Raw genomic sequence first — 21352 nt, forward strand, 5'->3', positions numbered from 1 at the left:
CCGCCTCAGCGCGGTGAATCCCCGGTTTTTCAGGCCAAATCCTGGCTACTCAGCGCAGTTTTCGGTAAATCTTCCCAGGCAAGAATGGTGTTACGTCCCTGATTTTTCGCCACATACAGAGCACGGTCGGCATTGGATACCGCCTGATCAAAATCGTCAGCAAAAATCGGGGCGATGCCTGCACTGATGGTCACGTGGGTGGAAACCCGCTCATTAAACCGATGGGGAATCTCCAGGTTGAGCACATACTGGCGAATCCGTTCAGCCAGTTTCATGGCAATGGAAGCATTCACGTTGGTCATTAGCACCAGAAACTCTTCACCGCCGTAGCGGGTTACCACATCCCGCGAGCGTACCGCATCGCGAATCGCTACGGAAACCCGAGCCAGTGCCTGATCGCCCATCGCATGACCATAATTATCGTTGTAAGCCTTAAAATGATCGATATCCAGCAGCAGCACAAAATGGCTGCCTGCGTGGTTTTCCAGAATGGTATCGAGTCGATTTTTCAGCCCCCGGCGGTTATACAAACCGGTTAGCGGGTCCAGCATACTTAAATCGCTAAAACTTTCTTTTTCTTCATACAGCTGGCGCACCAGACGGCGGGTGAAATGATCGAAGCGGCGACGCATCAGATGGTGTAATGAAAAACCGATCAGCGGCAGGGTGATGGTGAACAAAATCATCACTAAATGCTGGCCATCATCCAGCAGTAAAACGGTTAATACGGGCGGCGTGATATGTAAACTGAAAGCAACTAAATAATCACTGAGCGCAATAGCACTGACAAAAAATACGCTTAACAGACTGATTATTAAAAAACTGCCATCAAAATAAAAAACCAGATGGTACTTATGGTCAATGTGCCATGCCCATAATGCACCGAATAACAGCGCAACAGGATTTAATAGCGGGAATTTAAGTTTTGGAATGATTAAACAAACGGTAAGCAAGGTGATGCTAAAGCCCGCCACCAGTGCTGCTGGCAATGACCAGGTGCTGGAACCCTCCCCTAAAAATGGTAACAAACTAAATAGTGAAACAGCGACATTAAGAAACAGAAAAAGCATCACTGAAAGGCGATATTTGCTGTGTTTCAATTCATCGTAAGATTGTAATTTCATTATTATTACTCGTGACAGCCCTGAAATATCAAAGCGCTATCCGGCCGAGATATTCTCTCCACCAGGATACTGAGCACATTATTGCTGTGTTTTCAAAATAGTTATCGGCGGCAATTTAGCATTTTCCAGTAGCAGTGTCATCCGCATGGCACCGCGTATAAAAAATCCGCTGCAAGATGAGAAGTATTATCATATGATAATGGGAATACTTATCATTTGAGGGGTGTGCGATGATCATGGCGATGATAGCTGCCTGCGGGTTGTGGGGCGTGAGCTGGATTATGGGCAAACGTCTGGATAGCGGCTGGGGCGTGTTGTTACCGTGCGCGGCGATGCCGGTCTTCGCGTTGTGGGAACCCAGCTTCAGCCAGTGGCGTGTGGTGATGATGGTGGCGCTGCTGCTGACGGTAGTGATGTTGTTTCATCATCGCCTGCGTCACTACCTGCTGCTGCCTTCCTGCCTGGCATTGGCGGGTGGACTGGCTGCGGTATCGGTGAATTTTCACCTGATCTGAAAAGCAGAAACGACAAAATCACGCCAGAGCGTGTTCAGCGATAATGAAAAATCTGAGGGAGATAACACCGGGAAGGATGACAACGTTGGTGCGAAGAGAGGGACTTGAACCCTCACGTCCGTAAGAACACTAACACCTGAAGCTAGCGCGTCTACCAATTCCGCCACCTTCGCATCGAGTTGTCTGTTTATATCATCGCATTGGTGCGAAGAGAGGGACTTGAACCCTCACGTCCGTAAGGACACTAACACCTGAAGCTAGCGCGTCTACCAATTCCGCCACCTTCGCGCAGTGCGCTACGATATAAACTTTGTGGTTTTTGGTGCGAAGAGAGGGACTTGAACCCTCACGTCCGTAAGGACACTAACACCTGAAGCTAGCGCGTCTACCAATTCCGCCACCTTCGCGTACCTGCAACACCTTAGAGTATTGCTAACCACGGAGGCGCATTTTAGAGATTTTACTCAATGCGTCAACACATATTTCGCGACGGTGAAACGATTGCTGCAAAAAGCAACGTTTCTGCCGCCGCGTCAGCCACATCGCTGAATTAACGCGCTTTCGCGCCGCGTCCGTAAACCGCACGATAAACCTTGAAGCGCCCGGTTTGCGCCAGCACTTCATGATTACCGAAGGTTTCATCCAGCACCTGCGGATAGGGCAGGAAGGCGTTGGCGACAATGCGCAGCTCACCGCCGGTGCTGAGATGCTTCAGCGCGCCACGGATCAGCGTGTTTGCCGCATCCAGGCTGGTTTGCAGGCCATCGTGGAACGGCGGGTTGGAGATGATCAGATCGAAACGGCCATTCACATCAGAGAAGACGTTGCTGGCAAACACTTCACCTTCGAGACCGTTGGCCGCAAGGGTAGCTTTACTCGCGGCAATCGCGGCGGCATGCACGTCGCACAGCCACAGACGCACTTTCGGTGAGTGCTGCGCCAGTACCGTTGCCAGCACACCGCTGCCACAGCCGATATCCAGCACTTTCCCTTTGGTATGCGGTGTCAGCGTAGACAGCAACAGCGCGCTGCCGGCATCAAGGCCGTCACGGCTGAAGACACCCGGCTGGGTATGGATGGTGAGATCGTCCAGCATGTAGCTGTCACCGAACGCGGCAGCATCAAAGGCCGGTTGCTGCTCCAGCTGGCCGTGATACAGGCCGCAGCGGCGTGCGCTGTCGATCTTCTCTAATTTGGCCCAGGGTTCGATCATGCCTTCCGCGCTGCGTACACCGCTGCGGTTTTCACCCACCACAAAGATATCGCTACCGACCGGCAGCAGAGAGAGCAGGTTTTGCAGCTGGAACTGGGCTTCTGGTTTGTTCTTTGGCCAGAAGTAGATCAGGGTATCGCAACCGGCAACATCGTCGGCGCTTGCCACCAGACCATACACCGCGCGCTCTGCGAGGCGACGGCTGAGGTTCTGCCAGTGATGATATTGCTGGGTATGCACGCGCGTTGAAGCGGTTTCCAGCTGGGCGGGCAGGTCATCCTGCAAATCGCCAGCAAATAAAACGTGGCGGGCGGTAAATTCATCACTGTGGCGCAGAATCACTTCGCTGGCCGGGGTTAAAGCTGACATGAATGGCTCCTGTTAAATCAGAGCGGGGATTATAGTGCTTTGTTGGCGCATGTTCGATGGGTTTGCTAGCATAGCGTCGCATTATGGCTGCACAACGGGTAACAGCATGACATCAAGGCGCGACTGGCTTTTACAGCAAATGGGGATTACGCAGTATCAATTGCGGCGTCCGCGCGTGCTTCAGGGCGAAATAGCGGTGAGTCTTGCGCCCGATACCCGACTGGTGCTGGTGGCCGAACACGCGCCCGCCTTGCACGAACCGCTGGTGCAGGATGTGCTGCGTACGCTGCATCTTCAGCCTGCTCAGGTGATGACGCTCACCCCGGAACAACTGCCGATGCTGCCGGAAAAGGTCGATTGCGCAGGCTGGTTGCTGGGTGTTGACGGCGCGCATCCTTTTAATGGCGTCACCTTCACGACTGCCGCTTTCAATGAATTAATCAGCAGCGGCGCGGCGAAACGCGCCCTCTGGCAACAGATGTGTAATCATGACAGCCATCTCTTTAATCACCCCTGAAGACCAGCCACAACTGCTGGCGATTGAACGCCGCAGCCACGCTTTTCCCTGGAGCGAACAGACGTTTGCCAGCAATCAGGGCGAGCGGTTTTTAAATTTACGTTTTGAAGCGGAAGGCAAGCTGGTGGCCTTTGCCATCACCCAGGTGGTGCTGGACGAAGCTTCGCTGTTCAATATCGCGGTCGATCCTGATTTTCAGCGTCGGGGTTATGCGCGCCAGCTGTTGCAGCATTTGATTGCCGAGCTGGAGAAGCGCGACGTAATGACGCTGTGGCTGGAAGTGCGCGCGTCCAACTTGCCTGCCATTGCTTTGTATGAGCAGCTGGAGTTTCATCAGGTCAGCCGCCGCCCGAATTATTACCCCACTGCCAGCGGACGAGAAGATGCCATCATCATGGCGTTAACGCTGTAGCCCTTTGGCTTAGGAGATCTATGTTAAACGATTGGGACTGCATTATTTTTGATGCGGATGACACGCTGTTTCACTTCGACGCCTATGCCGGCCTGCAACGTATGTTTGCCGGTTATGATGTGCAATTCACCGACCAGGACTACGCCGATTATCAGGCGATCAACAAGCCGTTGTGGGTCGATTATCAGAATGGTGCGATTTCGGCCTTGCAGCTACAAACACGTCGTTTTACCGGCTGGGGCGAGAAACTCAGCATCGCACCAGAAGTGCTGAATCACGGCTTCCTCACTGCGATGGCCGAGATCTGCCTGCCTTTGCCGGGTGCGGCCAGTTTGCTGAACGCGCTGCACGGTAAGGTGAAAATGGCGATCATCACCAATGGTTTCACCGCCTTGCAACAGGCACGACTGGAACGTACCGGTTTCCGTGATTATTTTTCTGCGGTGGTGATTTCGGAGCAGGTGGGGGTGCCGAAACCCGATCGCGCCATCTTCGATCACACGCTGGAATTACTCGGCAACCCGGCGCGTGAACGCGTGCTGATGGTGGGCGATACGCCGGAGTCGGACATTCTCGGCGGCATCAATGCCGGATTGAAAACCTGCTGGCTGGATCACGGCACGCGTCCATTGCCGCAGGACATCATCCCAGACTGGCGCGTGACATCGCTGGCTGAGCTGGAAAACTTGCTGACGCAGGGGTAAAAGTATCTATTCATCATTATGATGAACCTGCGCCTGAAGGCCCGCTGAGCGGGCCTTTTTTTATGCTAGAATCTATTCATTAATCTATTCATCAGGGGGCGGGATGGCGGATATCACTTCACAACTGCTGGATGGCCCGCTGGGCGCGCCCGAACTGGTACGTCGGCTTGGCATCAGCCAGGCGACGTTGTCGCGGCAGTTACGTCAGCTGGACCAAATTGTCAGATGGGGCAAAGCGCGCGCCACACGTTATGCGCTGCTGCGGCCGCTGCGGGGCGAAAGCCGTTTTCCTCTCTATCGGGTGCTGCCGTCGGGGCAAACGGTGCAGACGGGCTGGCTGGTGCGTACCTGGCCGCAGGGCAGCTGCCTCCATCTTGATGCACAGAACAACGGGACGTTTTACGAAGGATTGCCGTGGTTTCTTAGCGATATGCGCCCGCAGGGTTTTCTCGGACGGCTTTGGGGGCGGGAGAATGCGCAATCTCTTGGGCTGACCGAGGATCTGCGCGTCTGGAGTGATGAACAGTGCCTGATGGCGCTGACGGTAACCGGCATGGATATGCCAGGCAATTGCCTGCTGGGGGCTACCGCGTATCAGCGCTGGTTGCAGCAATCGGCTCCCACGGCGTTGAGTGCCGGGCAAAAAATCATGCGTTATCCGCAGCTGGCGCAGCAGGTGCTGGACGGTGATGAAGTGGGATCGTCGGCGGCGGGTGAGCAGCCCAAATTTCTTTGTTACGCCGAAACCACCTCGGGTCAGCGCCATTGTCTGGTCAAATTCACCGTAGCGCGCCAGAGTGAAAGCAGCCAGCGCTGGCGCGATTTGCTGCGTGCGGAGGATTGCGCGCTGCGCCAACTGGCGGCGGCGGGGCTGGCGGCGGCGCATAGCCAGATTCTCGAACAGGGCGGTCAGTTGTTTCTTGAGGTCCAGCGCTTCGATCGTGAAGGCGAGCGGGGCCGTCGGGGCATGTGTTCCCTTGAGGCGGTCAGTGCCGAATTTTTAGGGCGACAGCAGCACTGGCCGGATGCGCTGCGCGAGCTGGCGCAGCAGCAGCGCATTGATGAGGCGTCAGTGCAGCGCGGCACGCTGCAATGGGCGTTTGGTCGCCTGATCGCCAATAGCGACATGCATGCCGGGAATCTGTCGTTTTTTACTGGCGGCGAGCGGCTGCAACTCACCCCGGCTTACGACATGTTGCCGATGGCGCTGGCGCCGAATTCGCTGGGACATATGCGCGACGAAGTGAATTTAACCCTCGATTTCTCATTGCCGGGAGATGTCTGGCGTGCTGCCAGCGCGATGGCAAAACGCTACTGGCAGACGATTGCGGCTGATATGGCGTTTAGCGAGGGATTCCGGCAGATCGCGCACCAGGCGCAGCAACAGCTGGCTGCGCTGGATGTGACTATCGAAAAAATGGCCTAAGATTTGGTTTCTTCGGTGGCCGTTTCTTCTTCTTTATCTTCCTTCACTGGTGTACTGGCGGTAAGCAGGAAAGGGGATTGCTGCCAGCGGGTACGGCGGTCGCGCAGCAGAGTACGGGTCAGGATGATACCGATCGCCAGCGCCAGCAGCATCATCAGGCGCAAAATATTGGTGGTGTTATCCACCTGGCGTGATTCGGTGACCAGCACGTGGGTATCCAGCGTGACGCGCAGAAAACCCAGCGGGCCATCTTTTCCGTTGAGCGGCTGGACAATCTGGTGGTTGAAGTAACTCCCGGCGCGTTTGCCGTCGAGCGCCAGGCGATCCCGCACATTGATGTTTTCACCGCTGTGCGCCACCAGGCTGCCATCATCGTCATAGACGGAGGCATCCAGAATACGGCTGTTATCGGTGAGCTGATGGAGGATGGCTTCAATCTGCGGGCGATTATCGTCGCTGTTATCCATCAGGGGTTGCAGGCTGAACGCCACCTGTTTGGTCAGGGTACGTGCGAGTTCATCCACCTGTTCGGAGCGTGCCATTTGATGGCCGAGACTAAACCAGGATGCACCCTGCATCAGCACCACTAACAGGGCCAGCGAGATAAGAACAATTACCGTGCGGTGCAGGCGAAATTTCAGTGCCGTTTTAACCATCAGAAACCCGTGTGACATAACAACAGAAAGCCTGGCAATTATGTTGCCAGAACCCGCGCAGACAAGGTAGCCTCTTGCGTGGTTTTGTTGTCCCTACAGGAGCTGTAATGCCAAATCGTCTTACCTGGTGCGATCTGCCTGCCGATGTGTCCCTCTGGCCGGGCTTACCCCTTTCCCTCAGCGGTGATGAAGTGATGCCGCTGGATTACCGTGCTGGTCGGACTGGCTGGTTACTGTATGGGCGCGGGCTTGATAAACAAAAGCTGACCGACTACCAGCATCAGCTGGGGGCGGCGATGGTGATCGTCAGTGCCTGGAATGTCGATGAGTACCAGGTGATGCGTCTGGCTGGCTCGCTGACGCCGCGTGCCATGAAACTGGCGCATGATGCCGGTTTTGATGTGGCGCCGCTCGGCAAGATCCCCCATCTGAAAACGCCTGGCCTGCTGGTGATGGACATGGATTCCACCGCGATTCAGATCGAATGCATCGATGAAATCGCCAAACTGGCGGGCTGTGGTGAGCAGGTGGCGGAAGTTACCGAGCGTGCGATGCGCGGCGAACTGGATTTCAAAGCCAGCCTGCGTGAACGCGTCGGCACCCTGAGCGGGGCGGATGCTAATATCCTGAAGCAGGTACGCGATACGCTACCGCTGATGCCGGGCCTGACCACGCTGGTGCAAAAGTTGCAGGCGCTGGGCTGGCAGGTAGCGATTGCTTCCGGCGGCTTCACCTACTATGCCGATTATCTGCGTGACACGCTGCATCTGGCGGCGGCCATGGCAAATGAGCTGGAAATCCGCGACGGCAAGCTGACCGGCCAGGTGCTGGGACAGATTGTCGATGCCCAATTTAAAGCCGATACCCTGAACAATCTGGCGCAGCGTTTTGCCATTGCACCGGAACAGACCGTGGCGATTGGCGACGGGGCTAACGACCTGCCGATGATTAAAGCCGCGGGTCTGGGTATCGCCTATCATGCTAAACCGAAAGTGAATGAGCAGACGGAAGTGATTATCCGCCATGCTGACCTGATGGGGGTGTTCTGCATCCTGAGCGGCAGCCTGATTCACGAAGAGCGTTAATTAAGGAACTGATTTGGCCAAAGCGGCAAAACGCGCGTTCGTTTGTAATGAATGCGGCGCTGATTATCCGCGCTGGCAGGGGCAATGCAGCGCCTGCCACGCCTGGAACACCATCACCGAGGTACGCATTGCGGCCTCGCCGGCGAGCGCACGTAACGAGCGTCTGAGTGGCTATGCCGGTAGCGCGGGCACCAGCCGGGTGCAGAAGCTCTCCGAGATCAGCCTTGAGGCGTTGCCACGCTTCTCCACCAGTTTTAAAGAGTTTGACCGTGTGCTCGGCGGCGGCGTGGTGCCGGGCAGTGCCATTCTGATTGGCGGCAATCCCGGTGCCGGGAAATCGACGTTGCTGTTGCAGGTGATGTGTAAGCTGGCGGAAGGGATGAAAACCCTGTACGTCACCGGCGAAGAATCCCTGCAACAGGTGGCGATGCGCGCCCATCGTCTGGGATTACCTACCGAAAACCTGAATATGCTGTCGGAAACCAGTATCGAGCAGATCTGTCTGATCGCCGAGCAGGAACAACCGAAGCTGATGGTGATCGACTCGATCCAGGTGATGCATATGGCGGAGATCCAGTCTTCGCCCGGTAGCGTGGCGCAGGTACGCGAAACCGCCGCCTACCTGACGCGCTTCGCCAAAACGCGCGGCGTGGCGATTGTGATGGTGGGACACGTCACCAAAGATGGCTCGCTGGCGGGCCCAAAAGTGCTGGAACACTGCATCGACTGTTCAGTGCTGCTGGATGGCGATGCCGATTCCCGTTTCCGCACCCTGCGCAGCCATAAAAACCGCTTTGGTGCGGTGAACGAGCTGGGGGTGTTCGCTATGACCGAGCAGGGCATGCGCGAGATCAGCAACCCGTCGGCCATCTTCCTGTCCCGTGGTGATGAGGTGACCTCAGGCAGCTCGGTGATGGTGGTGTGGGAAGGCTCGCGTCCCTTGCTGGTGGAGATTCAGGCGCTGGTCGATCACTCGATGATGGGTAATCCACGTCGTGTGGCGGTTGGCCTGGAACAGAACCGTCTGGCGATTCTGCTGGCGGTGCTGCATCGCCACGGTGGCTTGCAGATGGCGGACCAGGATGTGTTCGTGAACGTGGTCGGTGGCGTGAAAGTCACCGAAACCAGTGCCGACCTGGCGCTGCTGCTGGCGATGGTCTCCAGCCTGCGCGATCGTCCACTGCCGCAGGATCTGGTGATCTTTGGTGAAGTCGGGCTGGCGGGGGAGATTCGTCCGGTGCCAAGTGGCCAGGAACGTATTTCAGAAGCGGCCAAGCACGGCTTTAAACGTGCGATTGTGCCTGCGGGCAATGCCCCCAAAAAACCTATCGACGGGATGAAAGTTTACAGCGCGAAGAAGCTGGCCGATGCGCTGGCGATTCTGGATGAGCTGTAAACCTGGCCTGTAGCGGCGCGATTTATCGCGCTCTTTTGACCTTAACGGTGGCAAAATCTGCGCGATAAATCGCGCCGCTACGGACATGCGAAAACATTAGTATCCCAATTTTATGCAGGAGGCACGCAGTGTCATCATTTGACTACCTGAAAACCGCCATACGCCAGCAGGGCCACACGCTGCAACAGGTAGCGGATGCCAGCGGGATGACCAAAGGCTACTTAAGCCAGTTGCTGAATGCCAAAATCAAAAGCCCCAGTGCGCAAAAGCTGGAAGCGCTGCACCGTTTTCTCGGGCTGGAATTTCCGCGTCGGCAGAAAACGGTCGGCGTGGTGTTCGGTAAATTCTATCCGCTGCATACCGGGCATATTTATCTGATCCAGCGCGCCTGTAGCCAGGTGGATGAGCTGCATATCATCATGGGACATGACGATCCGCGCGATCGTGAGTTGTTTGAAAACAGCGCCATGTCACAGCAGCCGACGGTCAGCGATCGTCTGCGCTGGCTGCTGCAAACCTTTAAATATCAGAAAAATATCCGTATCCACTCGTTCAATGAAGAGGGGATCGAACCGTATCCGCACGGCTGGGATGTGTGGAGTGAAGGGGTGAAAGCGTTTCTGACGCAGCAGGGGATTGAAGCCGATTGCGTTTACACCAGCGAAGCGCCGGATGCGCCGATGTATCAGCAGCATCTCGGTATCGAAGCGGTGGTAATCGATCCCAGCCGATCTTTTATGAGCATCAGCGGTGGGCAGATTCGTCAGGATCCGTTCCGCTACTGGGAATATATTCCCACCGAGGTGAAACCGTTCTTTGTGCGCACCGTAGCGGTGCTGGGCGGTGAATCGAGCGGTAAATCGACGCTGGTGAATAAGCTGGCGAATATCTTTAATACCACCAGCGCGTGGGAATATGGCCGCGATTATGTTTTCTCCCACCTCGGCGGGGATGAGATCGCGCTGCAATATTCCGACTACGACAAAATTGCTCTCGGCCAGGCGCAGTACATTGATTTTGCCGTCAAATACGCCAACAAGGTGGCGTTTATCGACACTGATTTCATCACTACGCAGGCGTTCTGCCTCAAGTATGAGGGGCGTGAACACCCCTTTGTCCAGGCGTTGATTGATGAATACCGTTTCGATCTGGTGATCCTGCTGGAGAATAATGTGCCCTGGGTGGCGGATGGATTGCGCAGCCTCGGCAGTTCGGTGGATCGACGCGAATTTCAGTCGCTGCTCATCACCATGCTGCGCGAGAACAATGTTGAATTCGTGCATGTGAAAGAAGATGACTACGACACGCGCTTCCTGCGCTGTGTCGAGTTGGTGAAGCAGATGCTGGGGGATGGTGCCCCACGTTAAACAAAGCCGGGCATCAGGCCCGGCAAGGATTTTAATGCGTCGCCAGTGCGCGCAGGGTATTCACCCCTTTTTGCCGCACCAGCAGCGCCAGCAATAACATGCCTGCCAGCGCCAGCACACTCGCCAGCACGAAGGCGGTGTGATAGCCGCCGCCATACTGAATCAGGAAGCCGGTGATCCCCGGCGACAAAATGCCTGCCAGATTCGCCAGCAGATGGACGAAGCCACCCGCAGTGCCGATGCGACCCGCCGGGACGATATCCTGCAACAACGACCAGCACGCCTGTGGCGTCATATAGGCAAACACGCTCGCCAGCGTAATCAGCGTCACTGCGCCTGCCAGGCTCTGGCTCCAGGCGGTGAGCAGCACGCACAACGCTGCCACTGCCAGACCGACAAAGATCACCAGCTTGCGCGACAACAGGAAGTTTTGGGTACGGCGAAACAGCATGTCACACACCACGCCGCCACCGAGAAAACCCACTGTGGCACCAAGCCACGGCAGAATGCCGATGATGCTCATGCTTTTGATATCCAGATGCTGGAAATCGGTCAGGTAGCTGGGCAGCCAGGAGAGGAAGAAATACTGGATGTAATTGAAGCAGAAGAACGCACTGGCGACGCCCAGCACCGGCAGCGAGAAGACATAACGCCACAGCGAATGATTGTCCTGCTGCGGCGTGCTGGTGCTCTGGCTGGCGGGACGCTGCTGCATAATCAGCTGGCTTTCCGCCTGGCTGACGCGCGGATGCTGCTCCGGTTTATCACGGAACAGCAGCAGCCAGCAGGCGACCCAGACAAAGCCCAGTGCGGCAATCACCACAAAGGCGATACGCCAGCCATAATTCAGCCCCACCAGTCCGACGATCGGTGCGGCAATCGCTGCCCCCAGCGGTTGTCCGGCATTGGTAAAGCCGACGGCCCGGCCCACCTCCTGGCGTGGGAACCAGTTGGCAATCGATTTATTGGTGGTGGTGCCCATCGGGCCTTCGCCAATGCCGAACAGCATACGGACGATCAGCAGATGGCCAAAGCCGGTGACCAGCGCCGTTGCGCCGCAGAACAGCGACCAGATAGTGGCAGCCCAGGCGTAAACGCGGCGTGGACCAAAGCGGTCTGCCCCCCAGCCACCGAGGAAGCAAAACAGGCAGTAGCCAATAAAGAAGCAGCTGAACAGGATGCCCATCTGCGCATCATCAATCCCCAGATCCTTTTTCACCAGTGGAGCCATCACCGACAGGGCCGCGCGATCGAGATAGTTGAGCATACCGGCACAGAACAGCAGCAGGGCAATGACCACACGATAGTTTTTAAACATGGCGCTGCACTCCCTGTTGATCGATCTGCTGATGGGTTAACCGATATTCCCGCAGCACCTGTTCATCGGGCTGATAACCGAGGCCTGGGCGCTGGCTCAGGGTAAAGCTCACCTCGGCAGGCAGGTCGGGATAGAGTGGGGCGGCAAAATCGATCCACGGGATCTCCATTTTGACGCTCTCCGGCAGCACAGCCACCAGATGCGCCGTTGCCAGCATCCCTGCACCGTAATAGAAGCAGTGCGGCACCACACGCACACGATATTGTTGCGCCAGTTCGAATACATGCAGGGCCGCCGTGATACCCCCCACCTTGGTGACGCTGGGTTGCACCACATCGACGGCACCACTTTCCAGCAGATTGACGAAACCAAAATCGCCATCGACATTTTCCCCTGCTGCCAGCGGCACGCCCACGCGGCGTAGCTGCGACAGGCCATCAAAATCATCCGGTGGCCAAATCGGTTCCTCCAGCCAGCCTAAATCCAGCGAGCGTAATGCGTAAGCCTGCTGGCTGGCCTGTTCACGTGTCCAGGGACAGTTCACGTCCACCATCAGTTGCACCTCGGCAGGCAGCGCGGCGCGTGCGGCGGCAATGGCGGGTTGGGCGGTTTCATGCAGCTTCAGGGTGCGGAAACCCTGCTGGTGGGCGCGCTGCACCTGAGCGGCGACTTCCTGCGGATCGTTGGCATAACTCACCAGGCTGGCGTAACGCTCTATGCGCTGCCGCGTGGCTCCCAGCAGTTGCCACAGCGGTTGCTGGCGCTGCTGGCCGAGCAGATCCCACAGGGCGATATCCATCGCCGATAACGCGTAGCGTACCGGACCGCTGCGACCAAATGCATGTAAAGCCTGCTCGGCACTTTGCATCAGCGCCGCGATGGCCTGTTGGCTATCGGGCAACTCCCGTTGCAGGAAAAACGGTGCCACCAGGCTGGACAGCGCCTGCTCGGTCACTGGATTCGCCAGATGCCCAAAAGCTTCACCCCAGCCAACCAGTCCGGTGTCACTGGTGACTTTTACCAGTAGCGTTTCCATCCGACTGAGTGACGGCGAGGCGGCGTTAAAGGTGGTTTCCTGTTCCGCTGGTGGGCGTCGATGCGCATCAAACGGGATCGCGATACGCATCACTTCGATCATAGTTATTTTCATGCCATAGACCTCAATAGGGTAACGCCCGGCGTGAATAGTTATGAAGAATGCCGGGACTGAGAGAGATAAGTCAGGTCAATAGCGAGTATAAAAAGCGGGCAAAGCGGCTACATCGGGCAACAGCCCAGGAGTGAAAGCGGATTCAGGCGAGTTTTTGGGCCGATCAACGGAGCAGGGTGCAGGCGATCACAAATAGCGTTTAAAAATCAAAACCGCGCGATAAATCGCGCCGCTACGGAAGAGGCAACTGTCTGTAGCGGCGCGATTTATCGCGCAAAAAAAAGCACCGTTGAAGGTGCCTCATTTCATGCGTTAGCGTACTTACTTCGCCATACGTTTGTACTTCATACGCTTCGGCTCCAGTGCATCGGCGCCGAGGGTGCGTTTTTTGTACTCTTCGTATTCGGTGAAGTTACCTTCGAAGAACTCCACTTTGCCCTCATCCTGATAATCAATGATGTGGGTAGCGATACGGTCGAGGAACCAACGGTCATGCGAGATCACCATGGCACAGCCCGGGAATTCCAGCAGGGCGTTTTCCAGCGCGCGCAGGGTTTCGATATCGAGGTCGTTAGTCGGTTCATCGAGCAGCAGCAGGTTGCCGCCTACCTGTAACAGTTTTGCCAGGTGCAGACGACCGCGCTCACCACCAGACAGCTCGCCAACGCGTTTGCCCTGGTCAGTGCCTTTAAAGTTAAAGCGACCGACGTAAGCACGGCTTGGCATTTCGGTGTTACCGATACGCATAATGTCCTGGCCGCCAGAAACTTCTTCCCACACGGTTTTGCTGCCATCCATCGCATCACGGAACTGATCAACTGACGCCAGCTTAACGGTTTCACCCAGCTCGATGCTGCCGGAATCCGGCTGCTCCTGACCCGACATCATACGGAACAGAGTGGATTTACCCGCGCCGTTCGGTCCGATAATCCCGACAATCGCGCCTTTCGGCAGCGAGAAGGACAGATCATCAATCAGAACACGGTCACCATAAGATTTGCTCAGATGGCTGACTTCCACCACCTTGTCACCGAGGCGTGCACCTGGCGGAATGAACAGTTCGTTGGTTTCGTTACGTTTCTGGTATTCGGTGTTGTTCAGTTCTTCAAAGCGTGCCAGACGGGCCTTGCCCTTTGACTGACGGCCTTTCGCGCCCTGACGCACCCACTCCAGCTCTTTCTCAATCGATTTGCGACGTGCAGCTTCAGACGACGCTTCCTGCGCCAGACGCTGATCTTTCTGCTCCAGCCAGGAGGAGTAGTTACCTTCCCACGGAATACCTTCACCGCGGTCCAGCTCCAGAATCCAGCCAGCGACGTTGTCGAGGAAGTAACGGTCATGGGTGATCGCCACCACGGTGCCTTCGAAATCGTGCAGGAAACGTTCCAGCCACGCCACGGATTCTGCATCCAGGTGGTTCGTCGGTTCGTCGAGCAGCAGCATGTCTGGCTTTTCCAGCAACAGACGGCACAGCGCGACACGGCGGCGTTCACCACCGGACAGGTTGGCGATTTTCGCATCCCAGTCTGGCAGACGCATCGCGTCAGCCGCACGGTTCAGCTGTGTTTCGAGGTTGTGACCATCGTGCGCGTGGATCACTTCTTCCAGACGGCCCTGTTCGGCGGCCAATTTGTCAAAATCTGCATCCGGATCGGCGTACAGCGCGTAGACTTCGTCGAGACGCTTCAGTGCGCCTACCACTTCGGACACCGCTTCCTCAACGGATTCACGCACGGTGTGCTCCGGGTTGAGCTGCGGTTCCTGCGGCAGGTAGCCGACTTTAATACCCGGCTGCGGGCGGGCTTCCCCTTCGATATCTTTATCAATCCCGGCCATGATGCGCAGCAGGGTAGATTTACCCGCGCCGTTCAGGCCGAGGACACCAATTTTTGCCCCAGGGAAAAAGCTGAGAGAGATATTCTTCAGAATATGACGCTTCGGCGGAACCACTTTGCCGACGCGATGCATGCTATAGACGAATTGAGCCACGTTGTATGGAACTCCTGGTCTGTGGAGGTGAACGTCAGATGCTGAAGTTTAGCCGTTTTCCCGTGGTATTCACAGCCACGCGGCGGTGAAACTCGCCGGAAGTGGATAACTGATTGATTCTCACTCAGTCGCCGGACTATGCTGCCTTTTTGCCTTAAAACGGGAGGAGGTGCGATGAGAGTGCTGATTGCTGCGGATGAACATGCCTGGGGCGGATTGATACCGTCGATTCGTCAGACATTACCCGACGTGGAGTTTGTGGCGTCTGCCGGTCATGCGGCGGAAAGTCTGGCGGGATTCGATGCGCTGGTGCCCGGCATGTGCCGGGTGGATGCACGGCTGCTGGCCACCGCCGATCGTCTGAAGCTGATCCAGCAGGCGGGTGTCGGGCTGGAAGGCGTCGATATCGATGCGGCAAAGAAGGCTGGCATCATGGTGGCGAACGTCCCCTCCGACCATTCCGGCAATGCTGATTCAGTGGCGGAGCTGGGCATCTGGATGATGATTGGTCTGGCGCGTCGCCAGCAGGAAATCTCCCAGTGCCTGGCACAGCAGCGCCTTGGACAGCCGATTGGTATGGGGCTGATGGGCAAAACCGTGGGGCTGGTGGGTCTGGGCGGCATCGGTAAAGCGCTGGCGAAGCGTCTCGCGCCCTTTGGTATGCGTATGATTGGCGTGAAACGTGAAGCCGATGACGCCTTTGCGCGTCAGCATCAGCTCGACTGGGCGGGCGGTATCGGCCAGTTGCCGCAGCTGCTGGCAGAGTCCGATTTTGTGGTGCTGAGTCTGCCGGATAGCGCCGAGACGCACCACATCATCGACGCCGCCGCGCTGGCGCAGATGAAGCCAGACAGCTTCCTGGTAAACCTTGGACGTGGCGGCCTGATCGACAAAGCGGCGTTTCTGGCGGCGCTGGAAAATAAAACCCTGGCCGGTGCTGGATTAGATGTGTTCTGGCAGGAGCCGCCGGACCCGAACGATGCGGTGTTCCGTCATAACGTGATTGCCACGCCACACATCGGTGGCGTCACCGATATCTCACTGGCGGGCAATATCAAAGGGGTGTGCGATAACCTGCGTCGTCTGCGCGATGGCGAAGCGGTAGTCGATCGCTGGGCCTAACCACAACACAGCTTCACCTCTGCCGCCTGCATCACTTTCAGTAACGCGGGCGGCGGCGGGCTGTCGCTCACCAGAATATCAAACAGCGAGAAATCGCCGATGCGTGCAGGCAGTACCTTGCCATATTTGCTGCTGTCACCCACCATGATGCGCGTCTGCGCCCGTTGCAACGCCAGATGTTTAATCGGCAGCTCGTTCAGGTTGTAACAGGTCGCCCCCTGACGCACATCCATCCCGGCGGCGGAGATAAAGGCTTTGGTCGGGCAGAGCGCGTCCAGCACCGTGACCTGCTCCAGTGGGGTAAACACCGCGTTATCGGCGTGAAATTCCCCGCCCGATAAAATCACCCGACAGTTCGGTTTCTCCTTCAGCGCCAGAAAGGTATTGATTGCGCTGCAAATGGCGGTGAACGGCAGGTCATTGTCGATGGCATCCACCACCAGCGGCAGCGTGGTGCCGCAGTCGAAAAACACGGTATCGTTAGGCTCAATCAGCGCAGCTGCATACTGGGCCAGCTGCTGCTTTTTGCTTACGTTGAGATTCTGCTGGTCGCTGACAAAGTAATGGGCGATGTGCTGGCGTGGGTCACGCATGATATAGCCACCCAGCAACACCACGCCGTTTGCCGCAGCGGGCAGATCGCGGCGAATGGTCATTTCAGACACGCCCAGCAGCTGGGCGGCTTCTTTCAGATGCAGTTTGTCGGTGCGCTTCAGCGCCTGGGCCAGGCGGGTGATGCGGTCATCGCGGCGGGTTTCCATCTCTCGGTTTTTCCTGGCAAAAACATAGGTCATGTTAACCAGAAATCACCTCAAATCGCTACCAGTCCGCGCACCCCATCGGCTTCCATCGCCTCGCCACGGCCACGCTGCACGATTTCACCGCGTGACATCACCAGATAGCTGTCGGCCAGCTCCGCGGCAAAGTCGTAAAACTGCTCCACCAGCAGGATCGCCATATCGCCACGCTGCGCCAGTTGACGGATCACCGCGCCGATCTCTTTGATCACCGACGGTTGGATCCCTTCGGTGGGTTCATCAAGGATCAACAGCTGCGGTTTGCAGGCCAGTGCGCGACCAATCGCCAGCTGCTGCTGCTGCCCCCCGGAGAGATCGCCGCCACGCCGTGCTTTCATTTCGCGCAGTACCGGGAATAGCTGATAAATCTCTTCCGGCACCGCTTTGGCCTGCGCCCCTGAAAAACGCGCCAGCCCCATCAGCAGATTCTCTTCCACCGTCAGACGCGGGAAGATTTCCCGACCCTGTGGCACGTAAGCAATCCCGGACTGCACGCGCTGATGTGGTTTGCGGCTGTTGATCACTTTATCCTGCCAGCGGATTTCACCGGATTTTGCCGGAATCAGCCCCATCAGGCACTTCAGCAGCGTGGTTTTCCCCACGCCATTGCGTCCCAGCAGGCAGGTGATTTCACCGGGTTTAGCGTCGAACGACAGGCCGCGCAGAATATGGCTGCCGCCGTAATATTGATTCAGTTCCGATACCTGTAACATCTCAGCGCCCCAGATAAACGTCGATAACCCGATCGTCGGCCTGTACTTCGCGCAACGATCCCTCGGCCAGCACCTGCCCCTGATGCAGCACCGTCACATGATCGGCGATGGTCTCGACAAACCCCATGTCGTGTTCCACCACCATCAGCGAATGCTTACCGGCGAGGCTGCGGAACAGCTCGGCGGTGTACTCGGTTTCCGCATCGGTCATACCCGCCGCCGGTTCATCCAGCAGCAACAGATGCGGGTCCTGCACCAGCAACATGCCGATCTCCAGAAACTGTTTTTGCCCGTGCGACAGCAAACCCGCTTTGCGCTGCCGTTCAGCGCCGAGCCGCAGCAGTTTCAGCACCTCATCGATGCGATCCTGCTGTTCGCTGCTGAGGCGGGCACGCAAACTGGCCCATACCGATTTGTCATTTTTCAGCGCGATTTCGAGGTTTTCGAACACCGTCAGCGCTTCAAAAACCGTGGGTTTCTGGAACTTGCGGCCAATCCCGGCGCGTGCGATCTCTACCGAAGACAGACGGGTGAGATCGGTATCCTGGTCATAGATCACCCGGCCATTATCGGGTCGGGTTTTGCCGGTGATCACATCCATTAGCGTGGTTTTGCCCGCACCGTTAGGGCCGATGACGCAGCGCAACTCGCCGACGCCGATCTGCAACGACAGATCGGTCAGCGCACGGAAGCCATCGAACGAGACGTTAATGTTTTCCAGCAGCAGCACCGGATCGCTTTGATCACGATGGCGGTCCGCCGGATGGGGTTGGGTAAACAGGGGTTCAGTCATCTCGCCTCCGGCGCAACAGACCAATCACGCCACGCGGCAGGAACAGCGTGACGAGGATAAACATCAGGCCAAGGAAGAACAGCCAGTATTCCGGGAACGCCACGGTGAACCAGCTTTTGGCACCGTTAACAATGGCCGCGCCGAGCAGTGGGCCGATCAGCGTGCCGCGTCCACCCAGCGCTACCCAGATTGCGGCTTCGATCGAGTTGGTCGGGGACATTTCGCTCGGGTTGATGATGCCCACCTGCGGCACATACAGCGCGCCTGCCAGGCCGCACAGCACGGCAGAGAGCGTCCAGACAAACAGCTTAAAGCCGCGTGGATCGTAACCGATGAACATCAGGCGGTTTTCCGCATCACGCACCGCGGTCAGCACCCGGCCAAACTTGCTGCGCGCCAGGGCAAAACCGATGCCGAGGCTGACCAGCAACAACAGGACGGTGGCGACAAACAGGCCGATACGCGTGCTGGTGGCGGTGACGTTGAAACCGAGCAGGGTGGTGAAGCCGGTAAAACCGTTGTTGCCGCCAAAGCCGGTTTCGTTGCGAAAAAACAGTAACATCCCGGCGTAGGTCAGCGCCTGAGTCATGATCGAGAAGTAGACGCCTTTAATCTTCGAGCGGAAGGCAAAGAAGCCAAACACCAGTGCCAGCAGGCCGGGCACCAGCACGATTAGGCACAGCGCCCAGGCGAAGTGCTGGGTACCGGCCCAGAACCACGGCAGTTTATTCCACGACAGGAACGACATAAAGGCGGGCAGGCCGTCACCCGATGCCTGACGCATCAGATACATCCCCATGCCGTAGCCGCCGAGGGCGAAGAACAGGCCGTGGCCGAGAGACAGCAGCCCGGCGTAGCCCCATACCAGATCAAGCGCCACCGCGACGATGGCATAGCACAGGATTTTGCCCACCAGCGTCAGGGTGTAGGTGGAAAGTGCCAGCGGATGGCTGGCGGGCAGCAGCGCAAAGAACGGCATGATCAGCAGCAGCAGGGCGATGATCACGCCGAGGCTGAGGGTCAGGCGCGGCGCTTTGCGCGCTGCGGTTAAGGTTAGCGGCTGGCTCATCAGTCAATCACCCTCCCTTTAAAGGCAAACAGGCCTTGTGGTCGTTTCTGAATAAACAGCACGATCAACACCAGGATAAGGATTTTGCCCAGTACCGCACCAATCTGCGGTTCCAGCACCTTATTAAGAATGCCGAGGCCAAAGGCCGCCACCACGGTGCCCGCCAGCTGCCCGACACCGCCGAGCACCACCACGAGGAAGGAGTCGATGATGTAGCCCTGGCCGAGTTCCGGGCCGACGTTACCCAGCTGGGACAGGGCCACCCCACCAAGTCCGGCGATGCCGGAACCGAGGCCAAACGCCAGCATATCAATGCGTCCGGTGGGAACACCGCAGCAATCCGCCATCGCGCGGTTTTGCGTGACTGCGCGCACGCTGAGGCCGAGACGGGTTTTATTCAGCAGCAGCCAGGTCAGCCCCAGTACCGCAAACACAAACAGGATCACCGCAATACGGTTGTAAGGCAGCACCAGGTTCGGCAGCACCTGCATGCCACCCGAGAGCCAGTCCGGGTTGGAAACTTCAAGGTTCTGTGCGCCAAACAGCATCCGCACCAGCTGGATCAGCATCAGGCTGATGCCCCAGGTGGCGAGCAGGGTTTCCAGCGGGCGACCGTACAGATGACGGATAATGGTACGTTCCAGCACCATGCCCATCACCGCAGTGACAAGGAAGGCGACCGGCAGCGCCAGCAGCGGATACCATGCCAGCCACTGCGGTGCGAACTGCTGAAACAGGCTCTGCACCAGCCAGGTAGCGTACGCGCCCAGCATCAGCATCTCGCCGTGCGCCATGTTGATCACCCCGAGCAGACCATAGGTGATCGCCAGACCGAGCGCCGCCAGCAGCAGGATCGATCCCAGCGACAGGCCGGTAAACGCCTGGCCGAGCAGATCCCCCCACATCAGGCGATGTTTGATTTGTTGCAGACTGGCGCTGGCAGCGGCGCGCACCTGAGCATCAGGTTCGTTCGCCGGTTGTGTCAGGTTGAGCAGGCTGGCCTGCATATTGGGATCGCTGGATTCCCCCAGCAGCTGCACCGCTTTCAGCCGCACCTGCGCATCCGGGCTGGCAAGTTGCAGGTTGGCGGCGGCCATGGCGAGGGTGGCATGGACCTTGCTGTCTTTTTCGCTGGCGAGACGTTGTTCAATCAACGGCAACTGGTCGGCGGCCCCGTCATTTTGCAGTTGCTGCGCGGCGCGCAGGCGAATGGCCGGATCGTCACTGACCAGTTGGTGTGCAGCGAGGGCGCTGGCGATCAACACGCGCAGCCGGTTGTTCATAAAGAGTTTTTTGGCGTCGCCGGTCGGCTGCTGTGCGCTGTCGAGCGGCTGGAATTTATCGTCCTGTTTACTGAACGGTTGTTTGTTTTCATCAATGACCACGGTTTCATTGTGCAACGCCTCCAGCAGTGGCAGGCGGCTGGCCTGCGGCGCAGCGGCCCATTGCTGGAGCAGCGTGGCCTGCTGAGTACGACTGGCGGCAGCGAAATCTGCGCCATCGCCCGCCTGGGCCAGCCAGGGCAGGAGCAACAGCAGACAGCAGAGAGTGCGGCGAATTGTCATGGTTCTGGCCCTGTGGTTTTGTGGCGTAGCGGCGCGATAAATCGCGCCGCTA

Annotated in this window: 20 protein-coding genes and 3 tRNA genes; 9 read left to right on the forward strand and 14 right to left on the reverse strand. The window is 57.5% G+C overall.

The genetic code is table 11. From position 1 onward, the window contains the following. Positions 1–29: 29 nt before the first annotated feature. The gene (locus AC6I8X_RS03255) at positions 30–1124 is read right to left on the reverse strand and encodes a GGDEF domain-containing protein (RefSeq protein WP_299457607.1); all 1095 of its coding nucleotides are present in this window, start codon (positions 1122–1124) and stop codon (positions 30–32) included. Between the two features lie 230 nt (positions 1125–1354). Between AC6I8X_RS03255 and AC6I8X_RS03260 the strand changes: the two genes are divergently transcribed. Beyond that, positions 1355–1639, forward strand: coding sequence for a DUF1435 domain-containing protein (locus tag AC6I8X_RS03260; RefSeq protein WP_497840565.1), 285 nt, complete (start codon positions 1355–1357; stop codon positions 1637–1639). An 86-nt stretch (positions 1640–1725) separates the two neighbouring features. Here the strand turns inward: AC6I8X_RS03260 and AC6I8X_RS03265 are convergent. The 4 genes from AC6I8X_RS03265 to rsmC form a co-directional block, all read right to left on the reverse strand. Further along, positions 1726–1812: transfer RNA gene (locus AC6I8X_RS03265), tRNA-Leu, on the reverse strand. Between the two features lie 28 nt (positions 1813–1840). Beyond that, a tRNA-Leu gene (locus tag AC6I8X_RS03270) sits at positions 1841–1927 on the reverse strand. Positions 1928–1959: 32 nt separating this feature from the next. Next, positions 1960–2046: transfer RNA gene (locus AC6I8X_RS03275), tRNA-Leu, on the reverse strand. Positions 2047–2189: 143 nt separating this feature from the next. Beyond that, positions 2190–3221 carry a 16S rRNA (guanine(1207)-N(2))-methyltransferase RsmC gene (gene rsmC, locus AC6I8X_RS03280; protein WP_299457604.1) on the reverse strand — a complete coding sequence of 344 codons (1032 nt, stop codon included), beginning with the start codon at positions 3219–3221 and terminating at the stop codon, positions 2190–2192. A gap of 106 nt (positions 3222–3327) precedes the next feature. On the opposite strand from rsmC, the gene AC6I8X_RS03285 reads away from it, so the two are divergent. The 4 genes from AC6I8X_RS03285 to yjjJ all read left to right on the forward strand — a co-directional run bounded on the left by AC6I8X_RS03285 (position 3328) and on the right by yjjJ (position 6280). Next, the gene (locus AC6I8X_RS03285; protein ID WP_313689890.1) at positions 3328–3738 is read left to right on the forward strand and encodes a DNA polymerase III subunit psi; all 411 of its coding nucleotides are present in this window, start codon (positions 3328–3330) and stop codon (positions 3736–3738) included. Further along, positions 3710–4150 (forward strand): ribosomal protein S18-alanine N-acetyltransferase, encoded by a 441-nt coding sequence (gene rimI / locus AC6I8X_RS03290; RefSeq protein WP_310616126.1) that lies wholly within the window; start codon positions 3710–3712, stop codon positions 4148–4150. The genes AC6I8X_RS03285 and rimI overlap by 29 nt, the downstream gene beginning before the upstream one ends. A 20-nt stretch (positions 4151–4170) precedes the next feature. Further along, positions 4171–4854: a pyrimidine 5'-nucleotidase gene (yjjG, locus tag AC6I8X_RS03295; RefSeq protein ID WP_313689886.1), complete on the forward strand. Its 684-nt coding sequence runs from the start codon at positions 4171–4173 to the stop codon at positions 4852–4854. Positions 4855–4957: 103 nt separating this feature from the next. Beyond that, positions 4958–6280, forward strand: a complete 1323-nt coding sequence (gene yjjJ, locus AC6I8X_RS03300) for a type II toxin-antitoxin system HipA family toxin YjjJ (protein ID WP_313689883.1) — start codon at positions 4958–4960, stop codon at positions 6278–6280. Here the strand turns inward: yjjJ and AC6I8X_RS03305 are convergent. Further along, entirely contained in the window at positions 6277–6936 is a 660-nt protein-coding gene (locus AC6I8X_RS03305) for a YtjB family periplasmic protein (protein ID WP_497840566.1), read from the reverse strand. The two genes, yjjJ and AC6I8X_RS03305, sit on opposite strands and share 4 nt — an antisense overlap. A gap of 107 nt (positions 6937–7043) precedes the next feature. Here AC6I8X_RS03305 and serB point away from each other — a divergent pair, with 107 nt between their 5' ends. The 3 genes from serB (at position 7044) to nadR (ending at position 10784) form a co-directional block, all read left to right on the forward strand. Continuing rightward, positions 7044–8021 carry a phosphoserine phosphatase gene (gene serB / locus AC6I8X_RS03310; protein WP_299457592.1) on the forward strand — a complete coding sequence of 326 codons (978 nt, stop codon included), beginning with the start codon at positions 7044–7046 and terminating at the stop codon, positions 8019–8021. A gap of 13 nt (positions 8022–8034) precedes the next feature. Beyond that, positions 8035–9417, forward strand: coding sequence for a DNA repair protein RadA (gene radA / locus AC6I8X_RS03315; protein ID WP_084872470.1), 1383 nt, complete (start codon positions 8035–8037; stop codon positions 9415–9417). 128 nt (positions 9418–9545) lie between these two features. Continuing rightward, positions 9546–10784: a multifunctional transcriptional regulator/nicotinamide-nucleotide adenylyltransferase/ribosylnicotinamide kinase NadR gene (gene nadR / locus AC6I8X_RS03320; RefSeq protein WP_313683801.1), complete on the forward strand. Its 1239-nt coding sequence runs from the start codon at positions 9546–9548 to the stop codon at positions 10782–10784. A 31-nt stretch (positions 10785–10815) separates the two neighbouring features. Here the strand turns inward: nadR and AC6I8X_RS03325 are convergent, their stop codons facing one another. From AC6I8X_RS03325 to ettA, 3 genes are all read right to left on the reverse strand, one after another. Further along, on the reverse strand, positions 10816–12102 hold the full coding sequence (locus AC6I8X_RS03325; protein WP_299457587.1) for an MFS transporter: 1287 nt from the start codon (positions 12100–12102) through the stop codon (positions 10816–10818). After that, complete coding sequence (locus AC6I8X_RS03330) at positions 12095–13252, reverse strand: mandelate racemase/muconate lactonizing enzyme family protein (RefSeq protein WP_313683803.1); 1158 nt, start codon at positions 13250–13252, stop codon at positions 12095–12097. The genes AC6I8X_RS03325 and AC6I8X_RS03330 overlap by 8 nt, the downstream gene beginning before the upstream one ends. Before the next feature lie 321 nt (positions 13253–13573). Continuing rightward, entirely contained in the window at positions 13574–15241 is a 1668-nt protein-coding gene (ettA, locus tag AC6I8X_RS03335) for an energy-dependent translational throttle protein EttA (protein WP_299457583.1), read from the reverse strand. Positions 15242–15415: 174 nt separating this feature from the next. On the opposite strand from ettA, the gene AC6I8X_RS03340 reads away from it, so the two are divergent. Continuing rightward, the gene (locus tag AC6I8X_RS03340) at positions 15416–16363 is read left to right on the forward strand and encodes a 2-hydroxyacid dehydrogenase (RefSeq protein WP_497840567.1); all 948 of its coding nucleotides are present in this window, start codon (positions 15416–15418) and stop codon (positions 16361–16363) included. On the opposite strand, the gene deoR is transcribed toward AC6I8X_RS03340, so the two are convergent. The 5 genes from deoR to urtB are packed head-to-tail and all read right to left on the reverse strand — an operon-like array spanning position 16360 to position 21300. After that, positions 16360–17124 (reverse strand): DNA-binding transcriptional repressor DeoR, encoded by a 765-nt coding sequence (gene deoR / locus AC6I8X_RS03345; RefSeq protein WP_313683805.1) that lies wholly within the window; start codon positions 17122–17124, stop codon positions 16360–16362. The two genes, AC6I8X_RS03340 and deoR, sit on opposite strands and share 4 nt — an antisense overlap. Before the next feature lie 50 nt (positions 17125–17174). Further along, positions 17175–17873, reverse strand: a complete 699-nt coding sequence (gene urtE / locus AC6I8X_RS03350) for an urea ABC transporter ATP-binding subunit UrtE (RefSeq protein ID WP_313683806.1) — start codon at positions 17871–17873, stop codon at positions 17175–17177. A gap of 1 nt (position 17874) precedes the next feature. After that, positions 17875–18666: an urea ABC transporter ATP-binding protein UrtD gene (gene urtD / locus AC6I8X_RS03355; protein ID WP_313683807.1), complete on the reverse strand. Its 792-nt coding sequence runs from the start codon at positions 18664–18666 to the stop codon at positions 17875–17877. Beyond that, entirely contained in the window at positions 18659–19735 is a 1077-nt protein-coding gene (urtC, locus tag AC6I8X_RS03360) for an urea ABC transporter permease subunit UrtC (RefSeq protein ID WP_313683808.1), read from the reverse strand. Before urtC ends, urtD begins: the two co-directional genes overlap by 8 nt. Beyond that, entirely contained in the window at positions 19735–21300 is a 1566-nt protein-coding gene (gene urtB / locus AC6I8X_RS03365; RefSeq protein WP_313683809.1) for an urea ABC transporter permease subunit UrtB, read from the reverse strand. The genes urtC and urtB overlap by 1 nt, the downstream gene beginning before the upstream one ends. Positions 21301–21352 lie beyond the last annotated feature (52 nt).

The sequence above is a fragment of the Pantoea sp. X-Soil-TKNS-1280 genome, assembly GCF_059730475.1.